This is a genomic window from Micromonospora sp. C81 (assembly GCF_018070425.1).
In the GTDB taxonomy this organism is placed as follows: Bacteria; Actinomycetota; Actinomycetes; order Mycobacteriales; family Micromonosporaceae; genus Micromonospora; species Micromonospora zamorensis.
Genome location: NZ_JAGPXS010000006.1, coordinates 199,678 through 219,000 on the forward strand (window position 1 = coordinate 199,678; position 19,323 = coordinate 219,000).

A 19,323-nucleotide genomic window follows, 5' to 3' on the forward strand; every position below is an offset into this window, starting at 1 on the left:
ACCACTTCCGTCCTAGGGGAGGGCCGAACGATGGCCGATGAGCAGCAGCTTCTCGACTACCTCAAGAAGGTCACCGCTGATCTGCGGCGCACCAAGCGTCAGCTGCAGGCCGTCGAGTCACGCGACCAGGAGCCCATCGCGATCGTCGCGATGAGCTGCCGCTTCCCGGGCGGTGTGAACAGCCCGGAACAGCTGTGGCGGATGCTCGCCGACGGTCGGGACGGCATCACCGAGTTCCCCGCCGACCGGGGATGGAACGTGGAGGAGCTCTACGACCCCGACCCGGAGCACCGCGGCACCACGTACACCAGGCATGGCGGGTTCATCGACGAGGTCGGCGAGTTCGACGCCGCGTTCTTCGGGATCTCGCCGCGCGAGGCGCTCACCATGGACCCGCAGCAGCGACTGCTGCTCGAGTCGGCGTGGGAGACCTTCGAACGCGCCGGGATCGACCCGCTGTCGCTGCGCGGCACCAGCACCGGTGTCTACGCGGGCGTCACCATGCAGGACTACAGCGCCCGGGTGCTGATGAGCGCGCCGGACGCCATCGAGGGGCAGTTGCTCACCGGCAGCTCGACCAGCGTGGTGTCCGGGCGGATCGCGTACTCCCTCGGCCTGGAGGGGCCGGCCGTCACGATCGACACCGCCTGCTCGTCGTCGCTGGTCGCCGTGCACCTGGCGGCCCAGGCGCTGCGCCGAGACGAGTGTTCCCTGGCCCTCGCCGGTGGCGTCGCGATCATGTCGACGCCGACCCCGTTCGTGGAGTTCAGCCGGCAGCGTGGCCTGGCCCGCGACGGCCGCTGCAAGCCGTTCGCCGCGTCCGCCGACGGCACCGGCTGGGCCGAGGGCGTCGGCCTGGTGCTGCTGGAGAAGCTCTCCGACGCGCAGCGCCGGGGCCACCCGGTCATCGCTGTGGTCCGCGGCAGCGCCCTCAACCAGGACGGCGCGTCCAACGGTCTCACCGCCCCGAACGGCCCCGCCCAGCAGCGCATGATCCGTCAGGCGCTCGCCGACGCGAAGCTGACCGCAGCGCAGGTCGACGTGGTCGAGACCCACGGCACCGGCACCACCCTCGGCGACCCGATCGAGGCGCAGGCCCTGATCGCCACCTACGGCAAGCAGCGCGCCGCCGAGCGGCCCCTGCTGATCGGATCGGTCAAGTCGAACATCGGCCACACCCAGGCCGCCGCCGGCATCGCCGGCATGATGAAGATGGCGTTGGCCATCCAGCACGGCGTGGTCCCGCCCACCCTGCACGTCGACGAGCCCACCCCGCAGGTCGACTGGTCGGCGGGCACTGTCGCGCTGGCCACCGAACGCCTGCCGTGGCCGGACACCGGGCTGCCCCGGCGCGGTGGTGTGTCGGCCTTCGGGGTCAGCGGCACCAACGCGCACGTGATCCTGGAGGAGGCCCCCGCCCCGTCGTCGGAGCCGGTGACCCCGGTGCCGGCCGGAGGGGCCCTGCCCTGGGTGCTGTCCGGGCGTACCGAGGCGGCGTTGCGCGACCAGGCCCGCCGCCTCGCCACCCACCTGGACACCGCCGGACCCGTCGATCCGGCGGACGTCGGTTTCTCCCTGGCCACCACCCGGGCCGCCCTGGAACACCGGGCCGTGCTGGTCGGCCGCGACCTGGCGAGCCTGCGCCAGCGCCTGGACGCGCTCGCCGACCAGGGGCCGGACACCGCGGACGCGTACGCCTCCCGGGGTGAGGCAACCGGCGCGGTGCTGGTCTTCCCCGGCCAGGGCTCCCAGTGGGTGGGGATGGCCGCCGAGCTGATGGACAACGCGCCGGTGTTCGCCGCGCGGATCGAGCAGTGCGCCGCGGCTCTGCGGCCGCACACCGAGTGGTCCCTGCTCGACGTGCTGCGCTCCACCGACCCGGCCGTGCTGAAGCCTGTCGACGTGGTGCAGCCCGCGCTCTGGGCGGTCATGGTCTCGCTCGCCGAGCTGTGGCGCTCGTACGGTGTCACCCCGGCCGCGGTCGTCGGCCACTCCCAGGGCGAGATCGCCGCCGCGGTCGTCGCCGGCGCACTGTCCCTGGAGGACGGCGCAAAGGTCGTCGCGCTGCGCAGCCAGGCCCTGTCGGCGCTGTCCGGGCTCGGCGGCATGGTCTCGGTCGCGGCCCCCGCCGAGGCGGTGCGGCGACGACTGGAGACCTACCCCGGTCGGATCAGCGTCGCCGCGGTCAACGGGCCGGCGTCGGTGGTCGTCGCCGGCGACGCGGACGCCCTGGACGAGCTGCTCGCCGAGTGCGAGCGCGACGGCGTACGAGCCCGGCGGATCAACGTGGACTACGCCTCGCACTCCGCCCACGTGGAGCGGATCCGCGACGCCGTGCTGGCCGCCCTGGAAGGGCTCACGCCCGGCCCGGCGGTCATCCCCTTCTACTCCACTGTCACCGGCGAGCCGCTGGACACCACGACTGTGGACGGCGACTACTGGTTCCGCAACCTGCGCCAGCAGGTCCTCTTCGCGCAGACCGTGGAACGCCTGCGCGCCGACGGGCACACCGTCTTCATCGAGTGCAGCCCGCACCCCGTCCTGACCGGCGGGCTCACCGAACTGCTCGGCGGCACGGACGACGACGCCGCCGCGGTCATCGGCAGCCTGCGACGGGACGAGGGCGGCCTCGACCGTTTCACCCGGTCACTGGCCGAGGCCCACGTGCACGGCGTCCGACTGGACTGGCCGGCGGTGTTCCCCGGCGCGCGTACCGTCGCCCTGCCCACCTACCCGTTCCAGCACCAGCGCTTCTGGCTGGAGGTGGAGTTCGGCGCCGCCGACCCGAGCACCGGCACCGGCAGCGGCACCCCGGCCGAGGCCGGCTTCTGGGCGGCCGTGGATCGGGCCGACGTCGACGCGCTCACCGCCACCCTCGGGGTCGGAGGTGAGGTGGTCGAGCCGATCCTGCCCAGCCTCACCTCGTGGCACCGGGGCAGTCGCGACCAGGCGACCGTCGACTCCTGGCGGTACCACATCGCGTGGCGCCCGCACCCGGGAGGCGCCGATGGCGCCCCCGCCGGCACCTGGCTGGTCCTGGTGCCCGCCGGGCGGCGCGACGACGACCGGGTCACCGCGGCCCTCGACGCCCTCGGCCAGCACGCCGCCGGGGTCATCGCCGTCGAGCTCGACACCCGCACCGCCGACCGGGACTCGCTGGCCGACACCCTGCGCGGCGCGCAGCCCGGAGGCATCCTCTCCCTGCTCGCCCTGGACGAGCAACCGCTGCCGGACCACCCGGACGTGCCGGCCGGCTTCGCCGCCACTGTCGCGCTCACCCAGGCACTCGGGATCGCCGACCTCGGTGCGCCCCTGTGGTGCGCCACCTCGGGGGCGGTGTCGGTCGGTCGTACCGACCCGGTCACCAACCCGGCCCAGGCCCTGGTCTGGGGCTTCGGGCGGGTCGCCGCGCTGGAGCACCCGGACCGGTGGGGTGGGCTCGTCGACGTCCCGGCCGAACTGGACGACCGCACCCGACGACTGCTCGCCACAGTCGTCTCCGGCGCCACCGGCGAGGACCAGGTTGCACTGCGCAGCAGCGGCGTCTTCGGCCGCCGCCTGGTCCGCGCGCCGCTCGCCGAGACGACCCCGACCCGCCGCTGGAACCCCGAGGGCACCGTCCTGATCACCGGCGGCACCGGCGCGCTGGGTGGCCACATCGCCCGCTGGCTGGCCCGCTCCGGAGCCGGGCACCTGCTGCTGCTCAGCCGCCGTGGACCGGACGCGCCGGGCGCCGCCGACCTCGCCGCCGAACTCACCGGACTGGGCACCACGGTCTCCGTGGTGGCCTGCGACGCCGGCGACCGGGACGCGCTGGCCCGGGTCCTCGCGGACGTGCCGGCCGCGCACCCGTTGACCGCCGTCGTGCACACCGCCGCCGCCATCGACGACACCGTCGTCGACGCCCTCGACGTCGACCGGATGTCGCGTGCCCTGCACGCCAAGATGACCGCCGCGACAAACCTGGACGAGCTGACCCGTGAGCTGGACCTCGCCGTCTTCATGCTCTGCTCGTCGGTGGCCGGCACCCTCGCCAGCTCCGGCGTGGGCAACTACGCCCCGGCCAACGCCTACCTCGACGCGCTCGCCCAGCAGCGTCGCGCCACCGGCCGGCACGCCCTCTCGGTGGCCTGGGGCGCCTGGGACGGCGGCGGCCTCGCCGACGGCCGATTCGGCGACCTGCTCGACCGGCACGGGATGCCCGGCATGCAACCATCGCTCGCCATCGAGGCGCTGCGCGGCGCGGTCGACCACGACGAGACGTACCTGACCATCGCCGACATCGCCTGGGAGCGGTACTTCGTCGCCTTCACCGCCACCCGGGCGGCCCCGCTGCTCGACGTGGTGCCCGAGGTGCGGGAACTGCTGTCGCGCGCCGCGACGACCGCGGCCGACGACCCGGCCGCGACACCCACCAACGGGTACGCCCGGCAGCTCGCCGGCCAGTCCGAGGCGGACCAGCGGCGCACGCTGCTCGACCTGGTCCGCGCCCAGGTGGCCGCGGTGCTCAGCTACCCGTCACCGGAGGCGGTCGAGCCGCGCCGCACCTTCCAGGAACTCGGCTTCGACTCGGTGACCGGCGTCGAGCTGCGCAACCGGCTGGCCCGCGCCACCGGCCTGCGCCTGCCGGCCACCATGGTCTTCGACCACCCGTCGCCGCACGCCCTCAGCGCCCGTCTGCGGGAACAGCTAGTGGACACCGACCCGGGACCAGCCACCCCGACCCCGACGACCCCGGTGGCGGTCGACGAGCCGATCGCCATCGTCGGCATGAGCTGCCGCTACCCGGGCGGCGTCGGCTCGCCGGAGGACCTGTGGCGGCTGGTCAGCGCGGACGGCGACGGCATGGGCGCGTTTCCTACGGATCGGGGCTGGGATTTAGGGGTGTTGTTCGATCCCGATCCCGACAACGCTGGGACCACATACACCCGGAATGGCGGGTTCCTCTACGACGTAGGTGAGTTCGATGCCGAATTCTTTGGTGTCAATCCGCGTGAGGCATTAGCGATGGATCCTCAGCAGCGGCTGTTGTTGGAAGCCTCGTGGGAGGCCGTCGAGCGCGCCGGAATCGACCCGGCGGCACTCGCCGGTTCGCGTACGGGCGTCTTCGCCGGCACCAACGGCTCCGACTATTCGGCCGTGCTGTTCGGCGCCTCCGAAGGCTTGGAGGGCTACCTGGCCACCGGCAACGCCGGCGCGGTCCTGTCCGGCCGGGTGTCCTACGTCCTGGGCCTGGAGGGCCCTGCGGTCACCGTCGACACGGCCTGCTCGTCGTCGCTGGTGGCGCTGCATCTCGCTGCGCAGGCCCTGCGCAGCGGCGAGTGCGATCTCGCCCTGGCCGGTGGTGTGACAGTGATGGCCACCCCGTCGTTGTTCGTCGGTTTCTCCCGTCAGCGGGGCCTGGCCGCCGACGGGCGCTGCAAGGCCTTCGCGGGTGCCGCCGACGGCACCGGATTCTCCGAGGGCGTCGGAATGCTTCTCGTGGAGAGGCTTTCCGACGCGCGCCGAAACGGTCACCGCGTACTCGCTGTGGTCCGCGGTTCCGCTGTCAATCAGGACGGTGCCTCGAATGGTCTGACCGCGCCGAACGGGCCCTCCCAACAACGCGTCATCCGGGCCGCTCTCGCCAATTCCGGATTGTCCGCCGCAGATGTCGACGTGGTCGAGGCGCACGGCACCGGCACCCGGCTCGGCGACCCGATCGAGGCCCAGGCGCTGCTCGCCACCTACGGTCAGGAACGTCCCGCCGACCAGCCGCTGTGGCTCGGGTCGGTCAAGTCGAACATCGGGCACACCCAGGCCGCCGCCGGTGTCGCCGGCATCATCAAGATAGTCGAGGCGCTGCGCCACGGGACCCTGCCGCGGACTCTGCACGTGGACGAGCCGACGCCGCAGGTGGACTGGTCCGACGGCGCGGTGGAGCTGCTCACCGAGGCGCGGCCGTGGAGTGCGGGCGAGCGCCCGCGTCGGGCCGGTGTCTCCTCGTTCGGCGTCTCCGGCACCAACGCTCACGTGATCATCGAGGAAGCGCCGGCCGTGGACGCCGACGAGGTCACCGCGACGACGTCGGACGTGCCGTGGTTGCTGACCGGGCGCACCGCGAAGGCGATCGCCGACCAGGCCCAGCGGCTCGCCGCGCTGGACGCCGCACCCGGAGAGGTGGCCTACTCGCTGGCCGCGACCCGCTCGGCGTTCAGCCAGCGGGCCGTCGTGCTCGGCCCGGACCACGCGCCCGGTCTGGACGCGCTGGTCAACGGTCTGCCGTCCAGCTCGGTTATCTCCGGGTCGACGTACCCCGACGCGGAGGTCGTCTTCGTCTTCCCCGGCCAGGGTTCACAGTGGATCGGCATGGCGGTGGGCCTGCTCGACGCCGAGCCGGTCTTCGCGGCCCGGATCGCCGAGTGCGCCGCGGCCCTGGACGCGTTCGTCGACTGGAACCTGCTCGACGTCCTGCGCTCCGACGACCCGCGGTGGCTGGAGCGGGTGGACGTCGTGCAGCCCGTCCTCTGGGCGGTCAACGTCGCCCTCGCCGACGTCTGGCGGGCCAGGGGTGTCGTGCCGGACGCGGTGATCGGTCACTCGCAGGGTGAGATCGCGGCGGCCTGTGTCGCCGGGGTCCTCTCCCTCGGCGATGCCGCCAAGGTGGTCGCGCTGCGCAGCAGGGCGCTGCTGACGATCGCCGGCACGGGCGGCATGGTCTCGGTCAACGCCGGCCTGGACGTGGTCACCAGGTTGCTTCCTGACGGCGTGAGCGTCGCGGCCGTCAACGGCCCCACCAGCGTGGTCGTCGCCGGGGTTCCGGACAGCCTCGATGTCTTCCTGGCCGTCGCGGAGGCAGCCGGCGTACGCGCCAGGCGGGTGAAGGTCGACTACGCCTCGCACTGCGCCCTGGTCGAGCCGGTCGAGGCCGAGCTGGCCCGCCTGCTCGACGGTGTCACGCCACTGGCCGGTGCGCTGCCGGTGTTCTCCACCGTTCAGGACGGCGCCACGATGGACGCCGCCTACTGGTACCGCAACCTACGCCAGCCGGTGCGCCTGGACCTGGCCGTCGAGGCCGCGTACGCCGCCGGTCACCGGATCTTCATCGAGGTCAGCGCCCACCCGGTGCTCACCGGCGCGATCGCCGACACTGTGGACGCGGCCACGATCGGCACCCTGCGCCGCGACGCCGGTGGCACCGACCAGGTCGTACGGTCGCTGGCCGAGGCCTGGGTGCAGGGAGCCCCGGTCGACTGGAGCACCGTCATCCCGGCCACCCGGGTCGTCGACCTGCCCACCTACCCGTTCCAGCACCAGCGCTACTGGCCCTCTGGCGGAGGCGCGATGAGCGCCATCGACCCGGTGGACAGCGAGTTCTGGAAGGCCGTCGAGGACGGCGACCTCAGCCCACTGGGCATCACCGGCGACGGCGGCGACCTGCTGCCCGCGCTCGCCACCTGGCGGCGCGCCCGCAGGGAGAGGGACACCACCGACACCTGGCGCCACACCGTCGGCTGGACCCCCATCCCGGACGCCGGCACACCGCCCCGGCTCGACGGCACCTGGCTGCTCGTCGTACCGGACACCACCGACCAACACCGGATCGCCACCGACTGCGCCGCCGCCCTGCGCGAGCACGGCGCGGAGGTCCTGGAGATCGCACCCGCCACCACCGAGCGCGCCGAGCTGGCCAGTCTGCTCAACCGGCTCTCCGACATCGACATCCCGCTCGCCGGCGTCCTGTCGCTGCTCGCGCTCGACCAACGTCCGGATCGAGAGAACCAGCAGATCACCACCGGGACGACCGCCACGCTGACGCTGCTGCAGACGCTCGGCGACATCGGTTCCCCGGCGAAACTGTGGTGCGTCACCCGTGGGGCGGTTGCCGTCGCCCCCGGCGAGGACGTGCCGCATCCGGCCCAGGCGATGCTCTGGGGCCTTGGACCCGTACTCGAGGCCGAGGACCCGCAGCGCTTCGGCGGGCTGATCGATCTGCCCGACACTCTCGACCCGGTGGCCGGAACCCGGCTCGCCGTCACCCTTCGCGGCGAGCCGGGTTCAACCGGCGAGAACCAGGTGGCCATCCGGTCCGCGGGGGCGGTCGCCCGCCGCCTGCGACCGGCGCCGCTCAACGCCCCGGCGCCGACGACCGGATGGGCACCGACCGGCACCACACTGATCACCGGTGGCACCGGCGCGATCGGCGCACAGGTGGCCCGCTGGCTGGCCGGACGCGGCGCCGAGCACCTGGTGCTGGCCAGCCGCCGAGGCCCGGACGCCCCGGGTGCCGGTGACCTGCGCACCGAGTTGGAACAGCTCGGCGCCCGGGTGACCATCGCCGCCTGCGACGTCGCCGACCGCGACGCGGTACGCGGACTGCTCGACGGCATCGACGACCTGACCGCCGTCTTCCACCTCGCGGGGACCCGCGACTCGGGCCTGCTGACCGGACTCACCGGTGCGCGTCTGGCCGCCGTCGCCGCCGGCCGGGCGACCGGCGCCCGTCACCTGCACGAGCTGACCCGCGATCACGACCTGACCGCGTTCGTGCTGTTCTCGGCGCTCGCCGGGACGCTCGGCAGCACCGGGCAGGGCGCGTACGCCGCCACGAACGCGTACCTCGACGCCCTGGCCGACCGGCGCACCGCCGCCGGCCTTCCCGCCACCTCGATCGCCTGGAGCGGATGGGCGCAGAGCGAGGCCACCGACGGCCCCGCGACCACCCCGCTGCCCACCCCGGCCGCCCTGACCGCGCTGGGTCAGGTCCTCGATCACGCCGACACCCGGATCGTGCTGGCCGACATCGCCTGGGACCGCTTCACCGAACAGCACCCGGCCGGCCCGCCGCGCCTGGTCAGCGACCTGCCCGCGGTGCGTGCCGCGGTGGCCGCCGGCACCGGCGACCCGTCGAGCGCGCCCTGGCTGCGCCGGATCGACGGTCTGGACCCGGCCGAGCGGGACGCCGTCCTGCTCGACCTGGTCCGCGCCCAGGCGGCCTCGGTGCTCGGCCACCCGGACAGCACGGCGGTAGAGCCGGACCGGGCGTTCAAGGAACTGGGCTTCGACTCGCTGACGGCGGTGCAGCTGCGCAACCAGATCAGCGTGGCGACCGGCGTCAAGCTCCCGGCGACGCTGGCCTTCGACCACCCCAACGCCCGGGCCCTCACCGCACACCTGGTGGGCCGGATCGTCGGTGACTCGGCTGCCGAGCTGCCGCTGCTGGCCGAGGTGGACCGGCTCGCCGGGCTGATCGCCGGGCGAACCCTCGACAAGGGCGCGCGGTCGCAGCTCACCGCGCGGCTCCAGACACTCCTGGCCGACCTGCACGGAACCACCGAACACAGCGGCGACACCGTCACCGAGAAGCTCCAGTCGGCCAGCGCCGACGAGATCTTCGACTTCATCGACACGCAACTTTCGGTGTCCTGACCGAACGATGCGCGCATCCGGAGGGGTTGGCAAGCGATGCTGACTGAAGACAAGCTCCTCGACTATCTGAAGCGGGTCACCGCCGATCTGCACCAGACGCGGCAACGGCTGCGCGAGGTCGAGGCGGGCGAGCAGGAGCCCATCGCCATCATCGGCATGGGCTGCCGCTTCCCCGGCGACGTGCGTGCCCCCGAGGACCTGTGGCAACTGCTGCTCGACGGACGCGACGCGATGGCCGAGTTCCCGGACGACCGGGGCTGGGACCTGGACGCGCTGTTCGGCGACGGGGCGGCGGGCACCTCCGACGCCCGCCAGGCCGGCTTTGTCTACGACGCGGCCGACTTCGACGCGGCCTTCTTCGGCATCTCGCCGCGCGAGGCCACCGCCATGGACCCGCAGCAGCGGATGCTGCTGGAGGTCACCTGGGAGGCCCTGGAGGACGCCGGGATCGACCCGTCGACGCTGAAGGGCAGCCAGACCGGTGTCTTCGCCGGCACCGCCGGTCAGGACTACGGCACGCTGCTGCTGGGCGCCTCCGAAGGACTGGAAGGGCACCTGCTCACCGGCAACGCCGCCGCTGTGGTCTCCGGCCGGGTCTCGTACTGCCTCGGGCTGGAAGGCCCGGCGGTCACCGTCGACACCGCGTGCTCGTCGTCGCTGGTGGCGCTGCACCTCGCCGCACAGGCCCTGCGCCAGCAGGAATGCGGGCTCGCGTTGGCCGGCGGCGCCACCGTGATGGCCACCCCCGGCGCGTTCCTGGAGTTCTCCCGCCAGGGCGGGCTGTCCGGCGACGGGCGGTGCAAGGCGTTCGCCGCCGCGGCCGACGGCACCGGCTGGGCGGAGGGCGCCGGCGTGCTCGTCCTGGAGCGGCTCAGTGACGCGCAACGCAACGGCCACCCGATCCTCGCCGTGATCCGCGGCTCGGCGGTCAACCAGGACGGCGCATCCAACGGGCTCAGCGCGCCGAACGGCCCGGCGCAGCAGCGCGTCATCCAACGGGCACTGGCCAACGCCGGCCTCACCCCGGCACAGATCGACACGGTCGAGGCGCACGGCACCGGCACCAGCCTCGGCGACCCCATCGAGGCGCAGGCCCTCATCGCCACCTACGGGAAGGACCGCGACCCGGAGCGTCCGCTGTGGCTCGGCTCGATCAAGTCCAACCTCGGGCACACCCAGGCCGCCGCCGGGGTCGCCGGCATCATCAAGATGGTCCTGGCGATGCGCGCCGGTGTCCTGCCGCAGACGCTGCACGTGGACGAGCCGACCCCGCAGGTCGACTGGTCCGAGGGCGCCGTCGAGCTGCTCACCAGCCGGCGACCGTGGCCGCGGACCGGGGAGCCCCGCCGCTCGGCGGTCTCCTCGTTCGGGGTCAGCGGCACCAACGTGCACGTCGTCCTCGAACAGGCCCCGGAGGTCGCGGACGATACCGCGCCCGCACCGGCGGTCAGCTCGACGCCGGACGGACCGTGGTTGCTGTCCGGGCGTACCGAACGGGCACTGCGGGCGCAGGCGGCGAAACTGCTCGCCCGGGTGGCCGGCGACGACCGGGTCGACCTGCGCGACCTGGCGTACGCCCTGACGACCGCCCGCGGCACGTTCGACCACCGGGCTGTGCTCCTGCCCGGTGACCGCGCCGACCTGGTGCACCGGCTCGCGGCGCTGGCGGAGGGGCGCCTCGACACCGGAGTGCTCGTCGGCCAGCGGGGGACCGCGCGTACCGCCTTTCTCTTCGCCGGCCAGGGCTCCCAGCGCGCCGGCATGGGCACCGAGCTGGCCGCCGCGTACCCCGTCTTCGCGGCGGCGTTCGACGAGGTCTGCGACGCGCTCCAGCCGCACCTGGAGCAGCCGCTGCGCCAGGTGATCGCGGAGAACCCCGACGGCCTGCTGGACCAGACCGCCTACACCCAGGCCGGTCTCTTCGCCGTCGAGGTGGCGTTGTACCGGCTGATCGAGTCCTGGGGCATCGTCCCCGACCACCTGATCGGTCACTCCGTCGGTGAGCTGGCCGCGGCGCACGTCGCGGGGGTGCTGTCCCTGGCCGACGCCGCGACCCTGGTCGCCGCTCGCGGCACGCTGATGCAGGCGCTGCCCTCGGGCGGGGCGATGATCGCGGTTCGGGCCACCGAGGCCGAGGTGCTGCCGCTGCTGACCGAGGGCGTGTCGATCGCTGCGGTCAACGGCCCGCGCTCGATCGTGCTCTCCGGCCGGCAGGACGCGGTCGAGGCCGTCGCCGCGCACTTCGGCAAGGCCAAGCGGCTGACCGTGAGCCACGCCTTCCACTCGGCACTGATGGAGCCGATGCTCGACGACTTCCGCCGGGTCGCCGAGAGCATCACCTATCACGAACCGCGAATCCCGATCGTCTCCAACGTCACCGGCCGGCTCGACGAGCGACAGGACGCCGCCTACTGGGTGCGGCACGTCCGGGACGCGGTCCGCTTCGCCGACGGCATCACCGCGCTGGCGGACGCCGGCGTCACCACCCTGCTGGAGATCGGCCCGGGCGGCGCCCTCACCGCTCTGGCCGAGGACTGCCTGACCGACGGTCAGGTGGTGGTCGCCGCGCTGCGCAAGGACCGCCCCGAACCGGTTGCCCTGCTCGCCGCGGTCGGCCGCCTGCACGTGCACGGTGTGTCCCCGGACTGGCGTGCCGTGCTCCCCGCCGGCCGGCCGGTGCACCTGCCCACCTACGCCTTCCAACACGAGCGCTACTGGCCGGACACCTCCCGCCGATGGACCGGCGACCTGACCAACGTGGGCGTACGCCCGGCCGGGCACCCGCTGCTCGGCGCGGCCGTCGCGCTCGCCGACGGCGGCGGCTTCCTCTACACCGGCCGTCTCAGCCTGGAGCAGCACTCCTGGCTCGCCGACCACGCCGTGCAGGGCACCGTGCTGGTGCCCGGCACCGGTTTCGTGGAACTCGCGCTGCGCGCCGGTGAGCAGGTCGGCTGCGGTCATCTGCGGGAACTCACCCTCCAGGCGCCGCTGGTGCTGGCCGAGCGCGGCGACACCGAACTTCAGGTGTGGGTCGGCCCGGCCGAGGACGACGGCTCCCGCGCGGTGACCGTCCACTCCCGAGCGGTCGACGTCACCGACCCGGACAAGCCGTGGACCTGCCACGCCGCCGGTGTGGTCCAAGCCGTCGAGGCGTCCACCACAGACTGGCGGGACTTCGCCAACTGGCCGCCGGCCGGGGCGCACCCCGCCGACCTGACCGGCTTCTACGACAGGCTCGCCGCGCAGGGGTTCACCTACGGACCCGCGTTCCAGGCGCTCCAGCGGGCCTGGGTGGCCGGCGAGTACGCGTACGCCGAGGTGCGTATCCCGGACGGCAGCGGCACCGACCCGGCGGACTTCGGTCTGCACCCGGCGCTGCTCGACGCGGCCATGCACGCCACCGGACTGCTGCCGGCCCGCACCACCGAGCAGGGCAACCGGCTTCCGTTCGCCTGGAACGACGTCGCCCTGCACTCGGCCGGCGCCACCGACCTGCGGGTCCGGGTGCGGATCGCGGAGAACGCCGACGTGAGCGTCGCCGTCGCGGACGCCACCGGCGCACCGGTCGCCGAGGTGCGGGTGCTCACGCTGCGGCCCATCTCCGCCGAACAACTCGCCACCACCGACGACACGCTCTTCCACGTCGACTGGCCGGCCGTCACGACCACCGCCGTCGACCCGGGCCGGATCGTGATCCTCGGCGACGATCTGCCCGAACTCGACGCTCGCGGCGTCGACCGCTACCCGGACCTCGCGGCCCTCGGTGTCGCAGTGGCCGGTGGGGCCGACCGCCCGGACCTGGTCCTGGCCGGCTGCTCCGGGACGGACCCGGACCCGCGATCCACCCACACCACCACCATCGCCGCGCTGGTCACCGCGCAGCACTGGCTGGACGACCCGGCCTTCGACGGGGCCCGGCTGGTCCTGGTCACCCACGGGGCGATCGCCGCAGGCCCGGACGAGGACGTCACCGACCTGTCCGCCGCCCCGGTCTGGGGCCTGATCCGCTCGGCGCAGTCGGAGAACCCGGAGCGCTTCGTCCTGGCCGACCTGGACGCGCACCCGGAGAGCGCGGGCCGGCTGATCGAGGCGGTCACCTCCGGCGAACCGCAGATCGCCGTCCGGCGCGGTACGGTACGGGTGCCCCGGCTGGCCCGGCTCGCCCCGGCCCGCGAGCCGCAGCGCCCGCTCGACCCGGACGGCACCGTTCTGATCACCGGTGCCACCGGCACCCTGGGCGGCCTGCTCGCCCGGCACCTCGTCACCCGGCACGGCGCGCGGCACCTGCTGCTCACCAGCCGCCGTGGCGGCGCCGCCGAAGGCACCGCCGAGCTGTGCGCCGAACTGACCAGGCTGGGCGCCGCGGTGACCCTGGAGGCCTGCGACACCGCCGACCGGGACGCGGTCGCCGCGCTGCTCGCCTCGGTGCCCGCCGAGCATCCCCTGACCGCCGTGGTGCACGTCGCCGGGGTCTCCGACGACGGCGTGGTCAGCGCGCTCACCCCGGACCGGGTCGGCGCGGTGCTGCGGCCCAAGGTCGATGCCGCCCACCACCTGCACGAGCTGACCCGGGACGCGGACCTCAGCGCGTTCGTCCTGTTCTCCTCGCTCGCCGCGACCCTCGGCGGCGGCGGGCAGGGCAACTACGCGGCGGCGAACGCCTACCTGGACGCACTCGCCCAGCACCGGCGGGCCGCCGGGCTGCCCGCGGTGTCGCTGGTCTGGGGCCTGTGGGACGCCCGCAGTGGCATGTCCGAGCACCTGGACGACACCCACTTCTCCCGCATCGCCCGCGGCGGCATCGTCTCGATGCCGTCCGACGACGCGCTCGCGCTCTTCGACAGGGCGATCGCCGCCTCCGTACCGGTGGTCGCGCCGGCCCGGCTGGACTTCGCCGCGCTGCGCGCGCAGGCCGCCCAGGGCGGCGTCCCGGTGCTGCTGCGCGGTCTGGTCCGGCTGCCGGGTGGCAGGCCGGGCACCAAGACCCGCGCCGGCAACGCGTTCCTCACCCACCTCGCCGCCCTCGCCGAGGCGGACCGGGAGCGCGCACTGCTCGATCTCGTACGCGGACAGGCAGCCGCCGTCCTGGGCCACTCCGGTCCGGCGGCCGTCCCGCCGCAGCAACCCCTCTCCGAACTCGGCGTCGACTCGCTGACCGCCGTGGAGATCCGCAACCAGTTGGGCGGTGCGACCGGGCTGCGCCTGCCGGCCACCCTCATCTTCGACTACCCGACCCCGCAGGCTCTCGCCGGATACCTGCACGACCAGCTGATCGGCATCGAGGCGCCGACACCGGCGAGCCCCGAGGCCGCGATCGCCGCGGACGAGCCGATCGCCATCGTCGGCATGGCCTGCCGCTACCCCGGCGGTGTGCGGACGCCCGAGGACCTGTGGCAGCTGGTCGACCTGGGCAGCGACGGGATCACCGGGGTTCCGGAGGACCGGGGCTGGGACATCGCGGGTCTCTACGACCCGGACGCGGACCGGCCGGGTGGCTTCTACGTCCGGGAGGGCGGCTTCCTCGACGGGGCCACCGACTTCGACGCCGCGTTCTTCGGGATCAGCCCCCGCGAGGCCGTCGCGATGGACCCGCAGCAGCGGGTGCTCCTGGAGGTCTCCTGGGAGGCGATCGAGCGGGCCGGCATCGACCCGGTGTCGTTGCGGGGCAGCCGGACCGGCGTGTTCGCCGGCACCAGCGGCCAGGACTACGGCGGCGTGCTCGGCCGTGACCCGTCCAGCGTGGGCGGTTTCGGCCTGACCAGCACCACCGCCAGCGTTATCTCCGGTCGTGTCTCGTACGCGCTCGGGTTGGAGGGGCCGTCGCTGTCGGTGGACACCGCCTGCTCCTCGTCGCTGGTCGCCCTGCACCTCGCGGCCCAGGCGCTGCGGCAGGGGGAGTGCTCCCTCGCGCTGGTCGGTGGCGTGATGGTGATGGCGACCCCGGCCGCGTTCGTCGCGTTCAGCCAGCAGCGCGGGCTGGCCCCAGACGGTCGGTGCAAGTCGTTCGCCGGGTCCGCCGACGGGATCGGCTGGGCCGAGGGCGCCGGCGTCCTGGTGGTCGAACGGCTCTCCGACGCGCGGCGCAACGGCCACCAGGTCCTCGCCGTGGTCCGGGGCAGCGCGATCAACCAGGACGGCGCCTCCAACGGGCTGACCGCCCCGAACGGCCCCTCTCAGCAGCGCGTCATCCGGGCTGCCCTGGCCAACGCGGGTCTGGGCACCGCCGACGTCGACGTGGTCGAGGCGCACGGCACCGGGACGGTGCTGGGCGACCCGATCGAGGCACAGGCGCTGCTCGCCACCTACGGTCAGGGCCGGCCCGCGGACCGGCCGCTGCGGCTCGGGTCGATCAAGTCGAACATCGGGCACGCGCAGGCCGCCGCCGGCGTCGCCGGGATCATCAAGATGGTCGCGGCGATCCGCAACGAGACGATGCCGCGCACCCTGCACGTGGACGAGCCCACCCCCGAGGTGGACTGGTCGGCAGGCGCGGTCGAGTTGCTCACCGACGCCCGGCCGTGGGAGGCGTACGGGCGTCCGCGCCGGGCCGGCGTCTCGTCGTTCGGTGTTTCCGGCACCAACGCGCACGTGATCATCGAGGAGGCGCCGGCCGCGCCGGTCGACGAGCCGGCCGTGGTGTCGCAGGACGTGCCGTGGGTGCTGTCCGGGCGTACCGCCAAGGCTGTCGCCGACCAGGCCCGCCGGCTCACCGACCTTGGTTCGGCCCCGGCCGAGATCGCTCACTCGCTGGTGGCCCGATCCCAGTTCGTCCAGCGGGCGGTGGTGCTCGGTCCGGATCACCGCAGTGGCGTCGTGGCCTTGGCCGACGGGTTGCCGTCCAGCACGGTGATCTCCGGTGCGGCGCGCCCGGCCGGTGTGGTGTTCGTGTTCCCGGGTCAGGGTTCGCAGTGGGTTGGTATGGCAGTGGAGTTGTTGGATGCGGAGCCGGTGTTCGCGGCGCGGATCGCGGAGTGCGCGGCGGCGCTGGACCCGTTCGTGGACTGGAATCTGCTGGAGGTGTTGCGCTCGGACGATCCGTTGGAGCGTGTCGACGTGGTGCAGCCGGTGTTGTGGGCGGTGCACGTCTCTCTCGCCGAGGTGTGGCGGGCCAGGGGTGTGATGCCGGATGCGGTGATCGGTCATTCGCAGGGGGAAATCGCGGCGGCCTGTGTGGCCCGGGTGCTGTCGCTCAGTGACGCGGCCAAGGTCGTCGCGTTGCGCAGTCAAGCTCTCCTCGCGCTGTCGGGCACTGGTGGGATGGTGTCGGTCAACGCCGGCCTGGACGTGGTCACCCCGTTGTTGACCGACGGGGTCAGTGTCGCGGTGGTCAACGGCCCGACCAGCGTCGCCGTCGCCGGCGCCGACCTGGATCCGTTCCTGGCTGCTGCGGAGGCGGCCGGGGTGCGGGCGAGGCGGGTGAAGGTGGATTACGCCTCGCACTGCGATCTGGTCGAGCCCGTGGAAGGGGAACTGGCGCGTCTGCTCGACGGGGTGCGAGCGCAACCCGGGACGGTGCCGGTGTTCTCGACCGTCGAGGGCGGCGGTCAGATGGACGCCGGCTACTGGTATCAGAATCTGCGTCAACCGGTGCGGCTCGACCAGGCCGTGCAGGCCGCGTACACCGCCGGGCACCGGATCTTCATCGAGGTCAGCGCTCACCCCGTGCTCACCGGCGCGATCGCCGACACCGCCGACGTTCCCGCCGTCGGCACGCTACGCCGAGGCGAAGGCGGCCCCCGGCAGGTGGTGCGGGCCCTCGCCGAGGCCTGGGTGCAGGGCGCCCCCGTCGACTGGAGCACCGTCGTCCCGCCGACCCGGACCGTCGACCTGCCCACCTACCCGTTCCAGCACCAGCGGTTCTGGGTCGACGAGGTCAACCTCCCGGTCACCGCCGACATCGCCACCGCCGGACTCAGCGCCGCCAACCACCCGATGCTCGGCGCCGCCATCCCGCTGCTCGACTCCGACGGGGTCCTCTTCACCGGCCTGCTCTCCGTCGAGGCCCACCCGTGGCTCGGCGAGCACAAGGTGATGGGCGCCAACGTCATGCCCGGCACCGCCTTCGTCGAACTCGCCCTGCACGTCGCCAATCAGACCGGATGCCGGCGGCTGGAAGAACTCACCCTGCTCACCCCGCTGATCGTGCCCGAGCGCGGCGCCCGCCAACTACAGCTCTGGGTGGGCCCACCGGACGGCAACGGCCGACGTGCCTTCAACGTCCGCTCCCGCTCCGACGACGGGGAGCCCGCCGACGCGCTCAGCCCCACCGGCTGGATCCACCACGCCACCGGCGCGATCAGCACCGCCGCCGATCCGGCCGCACCGGCCGACCTCACCACCTGGCCACCGCCCGGCGCCCGGCCGGTCGACCTCACCGAGTTCTACGAGGCCGTCAGCCGGACCGCGTTCGACTACGGGCCGATGTTCCAGGGCCTGCGCGCCGCCTGGGTCACCGAGGACGACGTCTACGCGGAACTGTCCCTGCCCGAGTCGGGCCGGGCCGCCGCAGGCGCGTACGGCATGCACCCGGCCCTGCTCGACGCCGGGCTCCAGGCCATGTCGCTCAACAACTTCCTGACCCGGATGGGCGACGGTGAACCCGCCGAACGGAGCCGCTTGCCGTTCGTCTGGAGTGGCATCTCGCTGCACGCCACCGGCTCCTCCAGCTTCCGGATCCGGCTCAAGCCGGCCGGCGCGGTCGGTGTCTCGTTCACCGTCGCCGACAGCACCGGCGCCCCGGTCGCCGAGATCGACTCGCTGATCATGCGGCCGGTCTCGGCGGACCGGCTGGCCAGTGCCCGTGGCGGCGACCACGAGTCGCTGTACCGGCTGGACTGGACTCCGGTGCTGCCCGCAACCGCGCCGGCCACCGCCGTCGTCGGCGCCGACCCGTACCAGCTCACCGGTGTCGCCGGGACCGGGTACCCGGACCTGGCCGCGCTGGCGAACGCGCCGGCCGTACCCGAGCTGGTCTTCGTGACGCTCGAAGCGGATCCACTGCGGACGGCCGAACCCGGCGTCGGCGCCCGGCACAGCACCACGCTCGCGCTCGACCTGGTGCAGCGATGGCTCGCGGAGCCGGCCTTCGGCGCGTCGCGCCTGGTCGTCGTCACCCGCGGCGCGGTCGCGGCGAACACCGACGATGCGGCCGGTGACCTGGCTGCGGCCGCCGCGTGGGGCCTGATCCGCACCGCCCAGGCCGAGAACCCGGACCGGTTCGTCCTGCTCGACCTCGACGACGATCCCACCTCACTCGCGGTGGCCGTCCCGGCGGTCGCCTCCGGCGAGCCGCAGGTGGTCGTCCGCGCCGGCCGCCCGCTGGCACCACGCCTGGCGCCGGTCCCGGTCGCCCCGGAACCGCGCGCGGACATCACCCCCGGCGACCCGGACGGCACCGTGCTGATCACCGGCGGCACCGGCACCCTCGGCGGGTTGCTCGCCCGGCATCTCGTCACCGAGCACGGCGCCCGGCGGCTGGTGCTGACCGGACGTCGCGGACGCTCCGCCGACGGGGTGGACGACCTGGTCACCGACCTGACCGACCTCGGCGCCGAGGTCACAGTGGAGGCCTGCGATGCCACCGACCGGGACGCCCTCGCGGCGGTCCTGGACCGGATACCGGCTGACCGGCCACTGACCGTCGTGCACGCCGCGGGCGCACTCGACGACGGTGTCGTCACCGCGCTGACCCCGGAGCGTATCGACACCGTACTGGCGCCGAAGACCGACGCCGCGTGGAACCTGCACGTGCTGACCCGAGACCGCAAGATCGCCCGGTTCGTGCTCTTCTCCTCGGCGGCCGGCGTGCTGGGCGGCGCGGGGCAGGGCAACTACGCGGCGGCAAACGCCTTCCTCGACGAGCTGGCCCGCCACCGCAGAGCGCGCGGCCTGCCCGCCGAATCCCTGGCCTGGGGC

Annotated in this window: 1 protein-coding gene and 1 pseudogene; both read left to right on the forward strand. The window is 73.7% G+C overall.

Annotation, left to right across the window (positions count from 1 at the left end; translation table 11 throughout):
* The first annotated feature begins 30 nt into the window (after window positions 1-30).
* A complete protein-coding gene (locus KBX46_RS13420) occupies window positions 31-9,408 on the forward strand; it encodes a type I polyketide synthase (RefSeq protein WP_210792746.1) in 9,378 nt (3,125 codons plus the stop codon).
* A 36-nt stretch (window positions 9,409-9,444) separates the two neighbouring features.
* Window positions 9,445-19,320, forward strand: a pseudogene (locus KBX46_RS13425) (SDR family NAD(P)-dependent oxidoreductase); the annotation flags it as partial.
* Window positions 19,321-19,323 lie beyond the last annotated feature (3 nt).